Raw genomic sequence first — 17,500 nt, forward strand, 5'->3', positions numbered from 1 at the left:
CTATATGATTGATTCTTTGGTGACTCGTTTGTATATTCCGTTCGCGATAAACACTAATAGGATGCTGACTACGGAGTTAAATATACCGATTGCCGTACCATACGAATATCGGCTCATTTGAATACCGTACTTAAGCGCATACAGGTCGAGTACCTCTGAAAAATCGGATACGAGAGGATTTCCTAGCAAAAACTGTTTTTCGAAGCCAATGCTGACCAAATGTCCGATCGACAGGATGAATAGCACCATGAAGGTTGTCCGGATACCTGGCAGCGTGATATGCCACATTTTGCGGAACCGGCCTGCGCCGTCAACCGTCGAAGCTTCATAAAGCTCAGGATCGATTCCTGCCATTGCAGCAAGGAATATGATCGAATTCCAGCCCATTTCTTTCCACAAATCGGACAGCGTAACGATACCCCAGAACCATTCGCCCTTTGCCATAAACTGTATCGGCGAATCAATAATGTTCAAGAACATCAGCAATTGGTTAATGGCGCCGCCGTCTGTCGACAGCATTTTGGACACGAGTCCCGCCACAACAACCCAGGATACAAAATGCGGTAAATACGAAATGGTTTGAACCGAACGTTTAAAGAACTGTCCTCTCATTTCATTTAACAATAACGCGAAAATAACTGGGATTGTAAATCCGACAATCAATCCCATCGTGCTCATGGCTAGCGTATTTCGCAATACGATATAAAATCTTTCGTCTTGGAACAGCTCAATGAAATTATCAAGCCCGACCCACTTTTGATCCAATATGGAGTTTTTTGGTTTGTAATTTTGAAAAGCGGTTAACCAGCCCCATACCGGTACATAGCTGAATATGAATATCCAGATGACGAATGGCAATGACATTAAGTACAAATAACGCTGCTGGAATGCTTTGAACCAGAATTGGTTCTTTTTGTTTGTCGACCTTATTTTCGGGCTACCTTCTGTTAGCGGTTTCATCGCTGCTCCTCCTATTGTTTTTGCACCAGGCAAAAACGTCGTTCGTAAGCTTCCTCTTTGTCTGTGTAGCTTACCCTCTCTTATCTGTACTTATCATAAACGAAGAGGGCCACACTCTTACACCCGGTAAATTAGTTCTAAAATCATATCAAAATACGCACTTTCAAGCGCTTTCATAACCATTGGTTATATTTAAGCGCATAAAAAAAACGCCTATATCACTGGCTGCTTCAAGAGCACGGCGATATAGGCGTTATTTGATTATATCTATCATTCGGTTACGGGTCCCCTGCTATTCAGAGACCGATTTGCCCGAGATACTCTTAAAAGAAGAAGGAGAAACGCCTTTATACTTTTTGAATTTGCTATGGAAATAATCGACATTCGCATAGCCGACACGTTCTGAAACTTGATGCACTTTAAGCCCTTCCTGCAAAAGCTCGATCGCGTGCTGAATGCGCACTTGATCCAAATACGTATTGAAATGCTCGCCGGTATAGTTTTTGAACATTTTACCCAGATACCCGCTGTTGTAATTGAATAGGTCAGCAAGCGTCTCCAGTTTAATATTCTCGCTGTAGTGGCGTTCAATAAAATCCGTCATTTGCTTCATGACAGACAAGCTGTCGGATTTCCCGATTTTCACCGTCAGATCCGACAAACGCTGCTGCAGCTGTACGATCATTTCTTGATAATGATGGGCGAGATACAGCGCGGTAATCATCGATAGATCCTCCTGTACCGAAACCTGGGGATTCGATGTCGTTGCTTTATTCAGCACAATCGTGAGCAGCTGCGCCCAGCTAGACTTGACGAATTGCTCCGCCGTATCGTGCGCGCAAATATGATCCGACGCCTCTTGAATCGCCTTGTCTACGCCGTCCTTACTTCCGATATCAATCATGTAGTAAAGCTTCTGGGCAAGAGTCTCTATTGAAAGCTCCTCTTCCTGCTTGGGCGCCAATGGTTTAGCTTCTCCGGATACAGCGGCGAAATGAATATGCTGTCCCTGCAGCATGAAACGCTGTTTAAGCAAGCCTCTAACCGACTGAACAGAGAGCATGAGCTCTTTCGGTTCGCGGACCGGTTCACTGGCAACCGCTACAAATCTCACCTTCGTTCCGCAGCACTCTTCAATCCAAAGCTTCATTTGCTCTTGCGAGCCATTTTGCAGCAAATAGTCCTTCAACAATATGCCGACATAAGGCTCTGCCGAGAAAGCCCATCCGATCTGCTTTTGCGTTACGATATCCGCCAGTTTTTTCTTAAGCGTAGCATTCATCGTGAGAGAATGCTCCCTGCTGTAGAGCTCTATTAGCAGCAGCTGATAATATTTCGCCGGCTCCCCTAATAAGGATTTCAGGTCTTGACTCCCGGCCAAATCCGGATCGAGCTTCCCGGCTGCCAGCTGCTGCAGCATTTCTTCCCGCAGGAGCACGTTCGTCTGCTCCGTATTCTGCTGCTGCTCGGATTTACTTTTGAGCTGGCCCGCTATCCGCTCAACATAGCTCTCCAGTTCGTCCTCATCAATCGGCTTCAAAATATAACCGTCCACATTATGCGCAATCGCCTGCTTTGCATAATCGAATTCCGCATAACCGCTCAATATTAAGAAATGACAGACGCTGTCTGTTTTTCTTATTTCCTCTATCGCTTGAAGCCCGTCCATACCGGGCATCCGAATATCTATTAGTATCAAATCGGGAGCGAGCGCTGCATGCTTTTCAACCGCCTCACGGCCGTTAGATGCAATTCCCACAACCGTGAACCCGTATTTGTTCCAGTCGACCAAGGTTTGCAGCCCTTCTCGAATCATTGGCTCATCGTCGACAATCATTACTTTATGCAAAAGGATGACCCCCTATCGGAATTTCAAAAGTAATTCGCGTTCCGGCGCCCGGCTCGCTCCTCAGTGTCAAGCCATTGCCGTCTCCATAAGTCATAACGAGCCGTTGATGTACATTTCGCAGCCCAATACGGTATTCTTCCTCTTCTTCCATATCGTATAGCGCGGTATTGATTTGATTGATTTTGTCTTCGCTGATACCGACCCCGTTATCGGAAACCTCTACGCGAAGCATTCGATCGCTCACCTTCGCCGTTACCGAAACGAAACCGCCCTCCGCAATATTTTCCAGGCCATGCACCACCGCATTCTCAATAAGCGGCTGTATGATAAGCGGAGGAATTTCGATCTCTTGGCCAGATGGATCTACATCGATGTGAAAGGTTAAACGGTCATTCCCATATCTGAATTTTTGGATTTCCAAATAACAGCGTACGATTTCAAGCTCTTCCTTCAAAGCAATTTTCCTCGTGCCAATCTCTAAATTTCGTCGGATCATCTTGCCCAGCATGCGAACGATTGAGGATATCTCAGTCTCGCCCTTTATATGCGCCTTCATGCGAATCGATTCAAGCGCATTGAACAAGAAATGCGGATTGATTTGGCTGGCCATCATCTTGAGCTTAATCTCTTTTTGCCTAAGTTGGAGCTGGGCTTGCTGCTTATGTGACTCCGTAACCTCATCCATCAAGCCCCGGATGCTGACCACCATGTTGTTGAACTGCTTGGAAAGAATACCGATCTCGTCATTTCCTGTCACGTGAGAAATAACATTCAGATCACCCATCGCTACTTTGTTTAAATCCTTGTTCAACACAAGCATCCGTTTTGCCAATATGGTTGAAAAAATATAAATCAGAACAAACGCAATGACCAAACTTAGCATAATGATACCGAAGCCAAGCAAGCTGATGCGGTTAGCCCCGCTTACGATACTGTCAATTGTAAATACAGAAACGATTTTCAGGCCGTTATGGCTGGATTCGGGAAGCAGATCCTCGATAACGATTTTGGACGGCTTGCCATCATATTTAAATTCGTAGGTCCCCTCCGCCTTATCCGTTAATTGACTGGCAAAGTCCAGTTCATCGATATTCTTGCCGACCCACTTGGGGTTTTTTGCCGCAATCATATAGCCGCTGTCATCAATGATCATCGTATCAAAGGGCTCTTGGCTGATCATCGCGTTCAGTTCGTCTTGATTAACGCCAATAACGAGGACGCCGCTTGTCCGATAGGTAGGAAACGTGATTTTTCTAATGAGACTTAAATAATGGCGGTTTTCTTTCGTTTCATCGGCGATATATGCCCAATGAATGCCATCCTGTTCCATGGCTGATTTATACCAAGACTGTTCCTTTGTCGACTCCGTAAGCTTCAGAAACTCCCAATTGTCTAAAATCGTCATGTTCGTCGTATAGAAGCGAATGTTATAAATCTCGCTGTACAAATGGATATAGTCGCGAAAATCACGATAATCCCAAAAGGCCTTTACGACATCAAAGGTGGAGCTGTATTGTGTATTGACGACATTCGTTAACCGGCTGTCGACAAGCAGCTTATCCGAAATCTCGATCGGCATTCGAATGATATCAAGCGTTTGCTTCTTAATTCGTTCCACGTTATTCGTAATCTGCTGGGTCGCTTGATCAAGCACATTTTGGCGAAAAGCTACCGTTAGAAAAATCCCGACAATTAGCACAGGCACGAATACGACGAGGATAAAAGAAAAAATCAGCTTGTTTTTGATTCGAATATTGTTCATTTTAAGTGCCAGCGCTCTGATGCTCATCATCATATAGGCTGCTCCTCCTTCTCAAAGGAAAGCGTTTACTTTTGTACGCATAATTTGAAGCATCCTATATTATAAAGCGGGTATAGACGCATTCATACATGACTTATTCGTTATTTTATCATATAAAAATTAGACATTGTTGATTGAATTATTATTTTATATAGAAAAAACCGCTCTGATTAGAGCGGAATACGGTAGGACGAATGCTGTTCAACGATATGCTCGCCTTTATTGTAAACCCATTTAAAAACAAAATCATCGCCTACATAGTTTGTTCTGGCGCGAATATCCGGTAGAATCACCGTTTGGAAATTTTCCAATATGATCTGCTGAAGCGAATCCAGACGTTCCCTATTCTGCTCTTGCAGCGTTTCCGCCTCCTCGGTTGATTGCGCGGTTTGCATGAAGTAAGCCAAAGCAACCTCACTGTCGCTGATTCCTTCATGAAACGGAACCCCCGAGCCTCGGAATATTTCCTTTACCGTATCGATCCAATCCTGATATAAGTTGATTTCCATCCCATTCATAAATAAGTTAAGCTCCTCTGCCGATGTTAAATACTCCTTTCAAGGATAAAGAAGGCTTCGCGAAAAAGCAACCGCAGTCGTAAGCGTAAATGGATGACGCCGTGCTTGGCGGTAAAATCCCGTTTCGCAGCGAAATAATAGCATCATATGTGGATACAATTTATACTTTCTTATTTTCCAAAAAAAAGCGGAGCTGTACCAGGCCTCTTTCGGCCTTTTGTACAGCTCCGCGCGTTGCTCGGTACTTATTTGATTAATGGATGCGGAAGCTGCTAAGCTTCACACTTCCCTTTAACCCGACAACCAAATCTCCATCAGGTTTCGCGTCCGGCAGCTCAATTCGTACGTTTTGCCACACTTGCTCTCCGCTGGCATCAACCGTGCTTGAGCCGATAACCGCCGAATCCGATCCGCCAATTCGAATCGAAAGCTCTCCGCCTTGTTCGCCGCCGCTAACTCGGGCCTCGAATACTGCGGAGCCGTTCGACCAATCCACGTCGGCGAATTTGATCCAGCCTTCAGCTTGCGACAACCGCACCGCCGTTCCGCCTTCTTTGCTCTCGTCCAAATAAACATTTGCGTAATCATCATAATTTTCCGCGCGGGTTTGCATCGATAGATTGCGCGCAGGGATAATTTCGCCATCGATTCGGATAGAAGCGGAAGCATTCACGTCAGCGGAGGAGCCTCCTGCGCTGAACGTATACTCTGCAGCTTCAAGGCAGAAGCGATCACGCGTTACATCCCAGAGAGCAAGCTCTTCAGCCGGTACGACAAGCTCAACATCCTTCGTCTCGCCCGGCTGCAGTGTAATGCGCGTAAAGCCGACCAGCTTCTTCAGTGGACGCTGGGCTCTGGAGCCTTCCGTACGAACATACAGTTGAACGACCTCGTCGGCTTTCATGTCGGACGTATTCATCACTTGAAGGCGAACCGTCACGCTACCGTCAATAGTTGCCGCGTCATTTGTAATTTCCAGCGGACTATACCGGAAGGAACCGTAGCTGAGTCCATAACCGAAAGGATATAGAGGCTCTCCGTCGAAATACAAATACGTCCTTTTGCCCTTCAAAATATCATAGTCCATCAGATCCGTAAGCTGCTCCTCTGATTTGTACCAGGTCATATTTAAACGTCCTGCTGGGGAGTAATCGCCAAATAATACATCTGCGATCGCGTTACCCAGCTCTTGTCCCGCATGAGACAGATAGATAATCGCTGGAATTTGCGCATTAACCGCATTCAGCGTAAACGGATAGCTGCCGATGACGACAACGACTGTATTCGGATTCGCTGCGTATACAGCGCTGATTAATTCGTTTTGAGATGCGGCAAGGTCAAGGCTTGGACGGTCAATTTCTTCCTTGCCGTTAATCAGCGGATTATTGCCCACGACAACGATTGCCGTTTCCGCAGCTTTAGCTGCCGCTACCGCTTCAGCGATTCCTTCCGCAATCACATCCTTTGTGAATAGCTCGTTTACGCCGATCTCTGCTGACTCCGTGACTTGAAGCGAATCTGCACCAGCGTTAGGAGCCGTAACCAGCTTACCGTTCCAAGTGCGGATCGCAAATTGATGATTGGATTGCTCATCCAGCTTGAATACTTCCTTCACATACCATCCGAACGCTTCGCTTGCTGCCGCAGCGATATTCACATCATCGGCGCTCGTAAGCAGCTTGCCAGTCGTTTTGCTCTCTAGCGTGTAGCTGCCCCAGCCCCAATCGGTTATTTCGAACGTTTCGCCAGCCGCAGCCGAATCGCTTGCTTGCAGACGGCTTTCGTTGTCAGCTGAAGCGCTAAGCGCTTTGCCGTTTGCCGCTGATTTCAACACAACGCGGTCATTTCCGCTGCTATAAGTGACCGTTTTGCCGGCCAGCTTGCTTTGGATACCTTCAAGCGGCGTAACTTTATACGGCAGGGAACCGGAATACCAGTCGCGGTATACAACATCGGCAAGCGGTCCGATAACGGCTACATGATTGAGCTTTTCTTTGTCCAAAGGCAATGTCTTGTTATCATTTTTCAGCAATACGATGGACTCGCGGGCAGCCTGCAGCGACAGCTGACCATGCTCAGGCGCGCAAAGCTTCGATTCCGGCATATCGGCATAAGGATTCTGCTCGGCTGGATCGAATTCGCCGAGGCGGAAACGAACGCGGAATGTATTGATGAGTGCTTTGTCCAAATCCTGCTCCGTCAGCAGTCCGTCAGCCAAAGCTTCGCGAATAGCGGTGCATGATTTTTCCTTGTCATCGGTAATACTGTCGATTCCCGCTTTGATGGAATGCGCGACTGCATCTTTATAGGAATCATAATATTTATGATCATTGACGATCCCGAGAAGATCGCCGGCATCGCTAACGATAAAGCCGTTCATGCCCCACTCTTCTTTAACCACTTTGTTTACGTCCTCATGCAAAATCGTCGGCGTACCGTTAACCGAATTGTACGAGGTCATCATGGAATGCGCGCCGCCCTTAACGAAGGCCGGCTTAAACGCCGCTTGATAATATTCCTTCATATTGCGCGGATCGATGCTCGCCGAGCAGCTGCCGCGATTGATTTCGTTATTATTGCCGATAAAATGCTTCAAGGTGGCTACCGCTTTGAAATAAAGCGGATGATCTCCTTGAATGCCTTGCACGAGCGATGCCGTCAGCTCTCCCGTCAGCTTTGGATCCTCTCCATAAGCTTCCTCCGTCCGTCCCCARCGCGGATCGCGCTCCATATCTACAGTCGGTGCCCAAAGGGTCAAGCCGTTAATGGCAGGGTTGCGCTGAAAGTAGACGCGAGCCTCATCCCCAATGACAGAACCCACTTCTTTGAGCAGCACGGGATTCCAAGTACAACCCAGGCCGATCGGCTGCGGAAACGTAGTCGCTTCACCAAGCCAAGCCATTCCGTGTGCCGCTTCTGTTCCGTGCTTGTACGGCTTCACCCCTAAGCGTTCGATTTCAGGCTGATACTGCACCATGGAATCAATTTTCTCATCGAGCGTGAACCGGGAAACGAGGTCCGTTACCCGTTCTTCCAGCGGAAGCTCGGTATTTTGAAATGGAAAATGCGTATTCGTTGTCATTATGGTTACTCCCCTTCTTTAGGTGCAATTATGATGCTATACCATTCATTTTTAATGGTTTTGAATGCCTTCGACGCATCTATGAAGTTGCCATCGGAAGCCTGAATTCGGATAGAATCCTTGGATTGAAGTCTGCATACCGCTCCATGGGTGGAGTAAATCCGGCCTCCCGCCAGCTTTCCGCCAATCCATTCGATATCGACGACAAAGCCGCCTCTTGCCTTGAGGCCTTTAACATAACCGTCCGGCCAAGCTGCTGGCAGCGCCGGCAGAAGCGCGATGCCATCCAAATGACTTTGCAGCAGCAGCTCTGCTATGCCAGCCGTACCCCCAAAGTTGCCGTCAATTTGAAACGGCGGATGATCATCGAATAAATTCGGGTGCGTTGATCGCGCAAGCAGCGTATGGATAAAGCAATACGAGGACTCTGAGTCCTTGAGACGCGCGTATAGGTTAATGAGCCACGCACAGCTCCAGCCTGTATGGCCGCCCCCGCTCCTGATGCGGCTCTCCAAGGATAGCCTGCTTGCTTCGACCAGCTCTGGCGCAGCCTGCGAATTGATCGTTGTTCCCGGATATAAACCGTACAGATGAGAAACATGGCGATGTCCTGGTTCATGCTCTTCGAAATGCTCATGCCATTCCTGCAATAAACCGCTTGGCGCAATTTGCAGCGGAGGAAGCTTGCGCCTTGCCTCTTCTAACCGCTGAGCAAACGAATCGTCCTGCTGCAGCAGCCCCGCCGCGATTAGGCAATGATCGAACAGCTCACCGATTAAGGTAATATCCATGGCAGACGATTCCGCTACGCTGCTCACCTCGCCCTGCGTGGTCAAAAACTTGTTCTCCGGCGAAGTGGAAGGCGCCGTCATCAGCAGCCCATCTTCGTTCTCCTGCAGCCAATCCAAACAAAACAGCGCCGCTCCCTTCATTAGGGGATAAGCTTTCTCCCGCAAAAAGGCTTCATCCGGGTTGTATAAATAATGCTCCCACAAATGCTGAGTCAGCCAAACTCCGCCCAGCGGCCAGAAGGCCCAGCTCGGATGGCCCGCGGTCGGTGTCGATGTCCGCCAAAGATCAACATTGTGATGCGCTACCCATCCCGCGCTGTTGTAATGAATGGCTGCCGTGCGTGCGCCCGACTCGCTAAGCTCCTCAATAAGCTGAAACAATGGCTCATGGCATTCGCTCAAGTTAGCCAGCTCGGCTGGCCAGTAATTCATTTGCGTATTTATATTTGTTGTATAGTCGCTGTTCCAAGGCGGCTGAACACGGTCATTCCATATCCCCTGCAAATTAGCAGGCTGTGTCCCGGGACGGGAGCTTGCTATGAGCAAATATCGGCCATATTGGAAATACAAAGCTTCCAACTGGGGATCCTGCTCGCCTCTCTTATACGCCTCCAGACGCTCGTCGGTCGGTAATAGCGCGTTCGGCGTTTGTCCTAAATCGATGCTCACCCGCTGAAATAATTGGCGGTGATCCTGAGCATGCCGTTCTCTCAGCTGCTCATAGCCAAGTGATAAAGCTGCCGCGAGCAAATGGTTATTTCTTTCACTTAGCTCAGCCTCGCTCTTGAAAGGTTGTTGATCAAATTTCTCGAAGCTGGTCGCGGCACTGAGCAGAAAGGTAGCCGTACGGGCGCCATGAATCTTTAGCTCATTATCATTGCTTATCGATACATGACCGCCGTCAACAACCACTTGAAGCTTAGTCTGAAAAGTAATGCCGCGATTATCCTCATACTGCACGGCTCTTGGATGATCGCCCATATAATTGTCTGCTACATGGCTTGGACAGCGTCCGTGCAGCACGATCGCCACGCCACCGGCAGATGAAAGAGCAAACTGCACCGGTGCTTGCAGCGAAGCCGTGAGCTCCAGACATTGATCGCCACTCGCTTCATATCTTGCGCATATCACTTGATCGACCGCGCTTACGAATATCTCGCGCATAAATTCCGTTTGCCCGACTTGAAACCGCGTAGAAGCGATCCCTGAATCAATATCAAGCCTGCGGACATAGCCTTCCGACCGACTATTATTCGCAGAAAAATGCTGCTCAACGTACCAGTCGCCCATCGGCTGGTACGATTCTGTATTCGTCCCTAACATTTTTGCTTCTACTAGCTGTTCTGCTTCAACAAATCGTTTTTCCTTTATTAATTCGCGCGAACGCTTTAAATAGCGCAATGCCTCGTAATTGTTCGTATCGCGCGGAAAGCCTGACCACAACGTATCTTCATTTAATTGAACGCGTTCCTTATCTACGCCGCCAAATACCATGCCGCCCATTCGGCCATTGCCGATCGGCAGCGCTTCTTCCCAGCGGGAAGCCGGCTGCTTATACCAAAGGTTCAACGGATGTACCTGCTCTGACCCATAGCCCATATTGTTGGTCTCCTGTTATCTCTCGTTTTATGATCATAGAAAAACGGTTATTATCCATCATAACGGAATATACCTCTCGTACAGTACCCATCAGATTTCGTAAAAATTCATATGAAAATTAGCGCTTGCTTGCGGCAAAAACTTCAATCAAATGACGGCTGCCGTTACAAATGAGGCAGAAACACAAAAAATCGTTGTAAGCACCTGCCGATGCCAACAACGATTTCGCACAATAAGAGTGAACCTAGCTTTTTAAATTACAAGCCTGCTGCTCCAAATACCTTATCAAATCCTGCTTTAGAGCGCTGAACAAGCTCCTCTGGTGACTGTGTTGGCGCTTCTGCCGTCAAAATCTCCTGCGATACGGCTCCTTTGTAGCCAATTTTCGCAAGTGACTTCAGAAAACCAGCCAAATCAATAACACCTTCACCCGGATAAATCCGGCCATTATCAAGTGCTTCCTCAACAGGAACGTTAGGCGCATCATTGATATGCACATGGACGATTTGATCGGCGCGAAGCGCTTCGATATCCGCAGTGGTCAACTCATTCGTATACCAATGATAAGCATCAAACAACAATCCGACATTACTCTCGCCAATCGCGTCGATCCACTCCAGCGTCTCCTCAAGCGTCCATATAAACGGGTTCGCCCAACGAGTACGCAAATGATGCGGGCCAACGAATTCAAGACCAAGTCGAATGCCGTAAGCGCCTAATATTTGCGCACAGGTACGCAATCTGCGCGTGGCAAGCGCCATGAAACGCGCGGCTTTCAAATCCGTTGACGGCAGGATATAGGTACAGCAGCTTGTGCAGCCAAGAGCCGCTGCTGCCGAAGCAGCACTTGCCAACTTTTCTAAACCCTCAAGAAAAGCCTCTTCTGTCGTTCTCCATTCCACAGGCAATCCGATCGATCCAATCACCAAGCCATTGCTCGCCAGAAGGTCGCGTGCTTTCTCCACTCCATGACGTTCGATAAGCGATCCGGCATCTAAATCTACGGCTTGGAAGTCGTATGCTCCAGCAAGCTCGATGAGGCGCTCATCGCTTTCAATACGTCCAAGCCCTGCGCCTGTTAAACCTCTCAACATGTAAAAACCTCCTCATTTCATCTATGATATTATTTATTTAAATTCCAATCCAGCTTCACTTCATTGCCCGTACGGGATGATTCGTAAATGGCATCCAGCACCAGGTTGTTCGTAAAGCCTGAAAGCACAGAAGTAATCGGTTGTTTGCCTTCACGGATGCATGCCAAGAAGTGACGGCTTAGACGTGCGCGTTCTCCTTCGTCATTGTCCGATTTGCTCAGCACGCTTTCAATGGGACGATCGAACTTTTCAGTAAGCAGCTTGCCTTCGGAACCGCGGTAGCTGGCTCCGCCCTCTGAACCCATCACGTGAATGAACGGGGAATTGTCCGTATCCATATGGACAGCCCAGCTCACTTCCAGCGAAAGCGTACTGCCGTCTTCCATTTTAATCAATGCCATTGCCAAATCCTCTACGTCATAAGTTCCGTCCCAATCCGGCGTTCCCCATGTTCCGATCCCTTTGCGGCTTGGGCCGAATTCTGCATAGGTAGAGCCATAAACCGAAACCGGCTTCGGATTGCCCATTAAGTATAACGCAAGGTCAAGCATATGAACGCCGATATCGATTAGCGGACCGCCGCCGGATTGATCCATTTGTGTAAACCATGTGCCCCAGCCCGGAATGCCTTTGCGGCGGAACCAACCTGTTTTCGCCGAATAGATTTTACCTAGCTCGCCCCGATCAATTTGCTCTTTAATTTGCATCGCGACAGATTCCCAGCGCATTTGATGAGCAACCATAACGATGCGGTCCGATGCTTCGCTTGCGTTTAATATTTGGCGCGCTGCATCGCTGTTGATGCCCATCGGCTTCTCCAACAGCACATGTTTGCCAGCCGCTAGTGCTTGTACAGCCAGCGGTGCATGAAATTGGTTAGGTACGCCAATAATGATGGCATCGATATCCGACCGCCCGATCAGTTCATCATTTGAAGCGATTACATTTTCAATACCGAACTGCTTCGCCATCTTCTCCGCACGCGACAAATCCAGGTCGGTTACCGCCGTAATAACACAATCGTCACCAAGCTTCGAAAATTCGCCTGCATGGACATTGCCGATGTTACCCGCGCCGATAATGCCTATTCTCGTTTTATTTTCAGTAGTCATTAGAATTCCTCCTGCGATTTTTTATGAGGCAAAGCTCGTTTTATAAGCATTCATTTTGCTAACGCTTGATCTCGTTATTTATGTTAGAATAAACGGGATTAGAAATCGTGCTTGTTTTTCGTTAAATGTCTCAGTTTTTCGGAGGATTTGAATCATTCATGACTTACATACCTGATTATCTGAAAACGTATCCAAATATGAATACCTCATCGCCTCTCCATATCAGCATGAACCGCCTCTATCACGGCTTTCGTCCGCATCGTCATGATTTTTTGGAATTTTCGTATGTAGTCGACGGCAGAGGCTCCGAATCCATCAACGATGCCCGGCATCAAATGCTGCCAGGCACGTTTACATTCGTATTGCCCTACCAGGTGCATGAGCTGTTTAYGGAGCCCGGAAGCACCTTGGTTTTGTATAACTGTATGTTCAGCATGGATCTATTAATGGAGCCTGGGCAGGAAGAGGGCCTTATGGATCTGATTGATCAGAACACGCTGCCTCCATTCGTACAGCTAAGCGGCGCGGACAATGAACGGATGAAACAGCTGATTGAGGAGATGTTCCAAGAGTATAAGGGGAAAGAGCCTTGGCGCCGCACGATGCTGCAAGTGAAGTTAAAGGAGATATTGGTTTGCTTCGACCGGTATCGCCGCAAGGCAGCGCCGCAAGCGGCCGTCTCCAAGCTCGCTTCGCGGTCTAGCGCCTCCATATGGCCAATCATTCATTACATTCATCGCCATTACCAGGACGAGCTTGCGCTGTCTGATCTTGCAAGCCGCTTTTCCCTCAGCGTTTCCCGGATCAGCGAGGTGATTAAGCAGACAACCGGACAAACCTTTGTACATTTCCTGCATGATTTGCGCTTGCGCCATGCGTGCAGCCTGCTTGTATCTACGGATATGAGCGTCGCCGAAATTGCGCTCGAAGTCGGCTACGGATCCTATAAAACGTTTTCGCGTATTTTTCGCGAGACGAAGGGTGTCGTTCCAAAGGATTACCGTAAAATGAAGCTTAGTCAAGAAACACTTGGTTAATAATAATGGCTATCTTCCATAAGCAAGGGCTGCCTCCAGCAGATTATTCTACTCACGAGGCAGCCCTTGCGCTGTTATGTGTTTATTCGAAAATAGACAAAACCACGAATAAAATGGCTAGCAATGCATAAATGACAAGCGATACCACCATTAAAGTCCGCTTACTCACAGCGCTACTCCCCTTCCAGCACCGATTAGGCTATACACCATTATTGTATGTGTGCGGGGACAACGCGGAAATTGTCCTAGTGAGAAAATCGTCCTCGAGTACGTTTCGAATAAAATGCTGCCTCGCCTTTCCTTCTTATCCTTATGCTTCCAGCCAATTCCAAATGCCTTACTTCCCTTTTACCACTTGGCCTAATTGCTTGCAGCAGCCTTCCGATCGGATGGCAGCAGGATCGTCAGCATACCTAGCAGCGGCAAATACGAAGTGCATCTTATAACAAACTCGATGCCCATGGCATCCGCTAAGTTGCCAAGGATAGCCGAGCCTATGCCGGCAAGTCCAAACGCCATACCGAAGAACACACCTGAGACAAGTCCAACCCTGCCCGGCAGCAGCTCGTTCGCATAAACCAATATGACGGAAAATGCAGATGCCAATATAAGTCCCGCGAAGAAAATTAAGATGACCGAAAAGGTTAAATTCGCATAGGGCAGCAGCAGGGCAAACGGCGCCGTTCCTAAAATAGAAAACCAGATTAAGCTGCGTCTGCTGAATTTATCAGCGAGCACTCCCCCAAGCAATAAGCCAATGACATTCGCAGCAAGAAAAACAAAAAGCACCATTTGCGCATGACTGACAGAGAGACCAAAATGATCGATCGCGTAAAAAGAATAATAGCTGCTGATCGCGGCGATATACACATTTTTGGAAAAAACAAGAATCATTAGAATCGTAATAGCAAAGATGACCTTACCTGTTGATACGTTAAGTTTCGAGACTGGCTTAGCTGCGTTTTTTTGATGAATGGCAGGTACAAGCGCAAGCTGCTTCCCATACCATTTTGCCACATTGAATTGAATTACAATGCCGATCGTAACGACGAGAGCGAACCAGATTACCCCCTGTTGACCCGTATGCACGAACAGCACCGCAGTCATAATGGGAGCCAGCGACTGTCCAATATTTCCGCCAAATTGAAAAATCGACTGTCCCGTACCTTTTTTCGCCCCTGAAGCCAAATAGGAGACGCGCGCGGAGGCCGGGTGGAAAACCGCTGAGCCGACGCCGATCAGCATGACGGCTGCCATCACCATCCAGAAATGCGTCGCATAGGACAACGCCGCCACGCCCCCCATCGTAAACAGCATACCGATTGGGAGCAGCATCGGCTTCGGATGTGAATCAGATAATATGCCGATGACGGGCTGAAGCATGGCCGCCGTAATATTGATCATTAACGAGATCAGTCCGATTTGAGCGAAGGTGAGCGATAGCGAATCTTTTAGGATTGGAAATAATGCCGGGACAACCGATTGAATCGTATCATTTATCAAATGAACGAAGCTAATCGCAAACAATAACGGGTATATCGTCTTTATGGCTGACGGCGATGCTGCTATAGAAGCTTGGGTGCTTGACATGCTCATTTCTCCTTTATCAATAATCAATTGTCTTAACGGATATGCAATATATCGCATATTATATTTCCTCTTTCTGCTAAATGCAATACAAGAATTTTATTCCCATAGGGTTTGCGTCCGCCGTTCATCCTGCGATATATTATATATTGTGTAACTTTCTCAACGGTTAATAAGGTTCCAGCACAATATAAGGAGGGTCTCCACTGCCTATTCCAAGCGACTATTCATCCCCGGTTAGACTGTCTGCCAAAGAACGTACCTTAAGCCAGCTGCAAAAATGGATTATCGACGGCACGCTCCAGCCTGGAGAGAAGCTGAATGATACCGAGCTGTCCGAGGCGCTTGGCGTAAGCCGCACCCCAGTAAGAGAAGCCTTTCAATTACTCGAGGTTCAAGGGCTAATCCAAACTTTTCCCGGCAAGGAAACGCGCGTCACGACGCTGGAAAAGGAAGATATCATAAAGCTGTACGCGCCCCTTACCGCACTTCAGGCACTAGCTGCCGAGCTCGCGGTCCAAAACATCCAACAGGAGCATATCGATCAGCTTCGCGCAATCAATGCCAGCTTCAACGAGTATGTTAACGATGAGCAGCTCTATGAAGCGATGGAATATGATGAAGAATTTCATCAAACGATTTTACATATCGCAAATAACCAGCATATCTTATCCTTTTGCTCCGCCCTGCAAATGCATATTAGAAGGTATAAATATATCTTTATCAAACGGCCGAATTGGGAGTCGCAAGCCGCCGTTGATGATCATGAAGCCATCATAAAAGCGCTGGAAGCACGCGATGCGGAAGCAGCCGCGCGCTTGATGAAGCATAATCTCGAAAGACCGCTCGAACATTTGGATAAATTGCTTCACTCGCTTTAAAGCTTACGCTCAAACTACATAAATAAAAGGGATCAAGCAAATGCAGCCGGCGCTTGATCCCTTTTTTTCGCTGTCGCGACGATTCTTATCCTTCCCTAACGCACAAGCGTAAACGGCTGTCGCCGTCCTCTGTGGCAAAAGCAGTCGTTTCGCGGAGATATATAAGCACATTTATATGTGAAAACATATAAATTCTTATATATAAATAAAAGGGCGATACCGCTCCCGGCGTAAACACCGGAAACAATATCGCCTTCTGAAACTAAGATTTGGTTAGGACTAAGCTTCGTTGCTATCTTCACGCTCATAATAACGGACAATCTCGATGATCAAAGCACCCATTCTTTCGATTTCCGGTACAACCATTCGTGCCACGCCATATTCCTTCAGTGCTTCAGCTGTTACTTTACCTACCGCAGCAGCAACTACTTGCTGCTCAAAGCAATCTAGGAGCTGCTCCTTGCGGCCTTGCGCGATYGCATGTCTGAACAAATAATGCACCTGAACCGCAGTTGTAAAGCAAACCGTATCGACGGCAGCTTCCATTAGCTCCTCCATTAGCATTGCCAAAGTAGCATCTGCAGGCGGAACATGTCTATACGGCAGCACCGACTCTACATGAGCCGCGCCCTTATTTTCGAGAAAGCGGACCAGCTCCGGCGCCGCTTCACCATGAAGCTGAATCCATACGCTCTGTCCTTCAAAATCAAAAGACGCAAGGTTTTCTATGAGCCCCTGCATGGTTCCGTCATCATCACTGACGACCGCCTTTAGCTCGTTCCGCTTCAAAAACGCAGAGGTTTTATAGCCTCTTGCCGCGATCTTTGCATTAGAAAGCCGATCAATCACATCTTGCCCAATCCCAAGCTTACCAGCTGCGGTGACCAAGCTTTCCGATCCCATTCCCGTCGTTAAAATAACCCAGTCCGATCCCTGCTCTGCGAACCTGCGCAGCGGTTCTTCCAGCTGTTCCTCTTCAAACATCGTTAATCCCTGCAATGAGCGAATGATTGGAACTCCGCCCTGCTTCTCTATGATCAAGCCCATTTCATCCGTTTTCCGTGATCCGGCAATGACGACTCGTTTTCCCTGTAATCCGTTAATCCCCATATTATTCAAGCCACCGTACTTTCGGTAAATTAGCCTTAGCTGAGGTCATTATACCAAATGGAGCTGTAATACACATCCT

12 protein-coding genes are annotated in these 17,500 nt (G+C 47.9%); 2 read left to right on the forward strand and 10 right to left on the reverse strand.

Annotated features, from left to right (window positions below):
* The 8 genes from AC1DLI_RS16545 to AC1DLI_RS16580 all read right to left on the reverse strand — a co-directional run bounded on the left by AC1DLI_RS16545 (nucleotide 1) and on the right by AC1DLI_RS16580 (nucleotide 12,806).
* The gene (locus AC1DLI_RS16545) at nucleotides 1–960 is read right to left on the reverse strand and encodes an ABC transporter permease (RefSeq protein WP_477604366.1); all 960 of its coding nucleotides are present in this window, start codon (nucleotides 958–960) and stop codon (nucleotides 1–3) included.
* 292 nt (nucleotides 961–1,252) lie between these two features.
* The gene (locus tag AC1DLI_RS16550; RefSeq protein ID WP_477604369.1) at nucleotides 1,253–2,809 is read right to left on the reverse strand and encodes a response regulator transcription factor; all 1,557 of its coding nucleotides are present in this window, start codon (nucleotides 2,807–2,809) and stop codon (nucleotides 1,253–1,255) included.
* The gene (locus AC1DLI_RS16555) at nucleotides 2,802–4,604 is read right to left on the reverse strand and encodes a sensor histidine kinase (RefSeq protein ID WP_477604371.1); all 1,803 of its coding nucleotides are present in this window, start codon (nucleotides 4,602–4,604) and stop codon (nucleotides 2,802–2,804) included. Before AC1DLI_RS16555 ends, AC1DLI_RS16550 begins: the two co-directional genes overlap by 8 nt.
* 176 nt (nucleotides 4,605–4,780) lie before the next feature.
* A complete protein-coding gene (locus tag AC1DLI_RS16560; protein ID WP_477604373.1) occupies nucleotides 4,781–5,128 on the reverse strand; it encodes a hypothetical protein in 348 nt (115 codons plus the stop codon).
* A 253-nt stretch (nucleotides 5,129–5,381) separates the two neighbouring features.
* Entirely contained in the window at nucleotides 5,382–8,210 is a 2,829-nt protein-coding gene (locus tag AC1DLI_RS16565; protein WP_477604375.1) for a glycoside hydrolase family 3 C-terminal domain-containing protein, read from the reverse strand.
* 5 nt (nucleotides 8,211–8,215) lie between these two features.
* Complete coding sequence (locus AC1DLI_RS16570) at nucleotides 8,216–10,600, reverse strand: glycoside hydrolase family 95 protein (protein ID WP_477604378.1); 2,385 nt, start codon at nucleotides 10,598–10,600, stop codon at nucleotides 8,216–8,218.
* 257 nt (nucleotides 10,601–10,857) lie between these two features.
* Nucleotides 10,858–11,694 (reverse strand): sugar phosphate isomerase/epimerase family protein, encoded by an 837-nt coding sequence (locus AC1DLI_RS16575; protein WP_477604380.1) that lies wholly within the window; start codon nucleotides 11,692–11,694, stop codon nucleotides 10,858–10,860.
* 29 nt (nucleotides 11,695–11,723) lie between these two features.
* Nucleotides 11,724–12,806, reverse strand: coding sequence for a Gfo/Idh/MocA family protein (locus AC1DLI_RS16580; protein WP_308998450.1), 1,083 nt, complete (start codon nucleotides 12,804–12,806; stop codon nucleotides 11,724–11,726).
* Between the two features lie 158 nt (nucleotides 12,807–12,964).
* On the opposite strand from AC1DLI_RS16580, the gene AC1DLI_RS16585 reads away from it, so the two are divergent.
* Nucleotides 12,965–13,843, forward strand: coding sequence for an AraC family transcriptional regulator (locus AC1DLI_RS16585; RefSeq protein ID WP_477604382.1), 879 nt, complete (start codon nucleotides 12,965–12,967; stop codon nucleotides 13,841–13,843).
* Between the two features lie 360 nt (nucleotides 13,844–14,203).
* Here AC1DLI_RS16585 and AC1DLI_RS16590 read toward each other — a convergent pair whose 3' ends face one another.
* Nucleotides 14,204–15,433: an MFS transporter gene (locus AC1DLI_RS16590; protein ID WP_477604384.1), complete on the reverse strand. Its 1,230-nt coding sequence runs from the start codon at nucleotides 15,431–15,433 to the stop codon at nucleotides 14,204–14,206.
* Between the two features lie 239 nt (nucleotides 15,434–15,672).
* On the opposite strand from AC1DLI_RS16590, the gene AC1DLI_RS16595 reads away from it, so the two are divergent.
* Nucleotides 15,673–16,311, forward strand: a complete 639-nt coding sequence (locus AC1DLI_RS16595) for a GntR family transcriptional regulator (protein WP_477605039.1) — start codon at nucleotides 15,673–15,675, stop codon at nucleotides 16,309–16,311.
* A gap of 279 nt (nucleotides 16,312–16,590) precedes the next feature.
* Here the strand turns inward: AC1DLI_RS16595 and AC1DLI_RS16600 are convergent, their stop codons facing one another.
* Entirely contained in the window at nucleotides 16,591–17,421 is an 831-nt protein-coding gene (locus AC1DLI_RS16600) for a uroporphyrinogen-III synthase (protein ID WP_477604386.1), read from the reverse strand.
* Nucleotides 17,422–17,500 lie beyond the last annotated feature (79 nt).

This window comes from Paenibacillus sp. 01T443, from assembly GCF_056398325.1.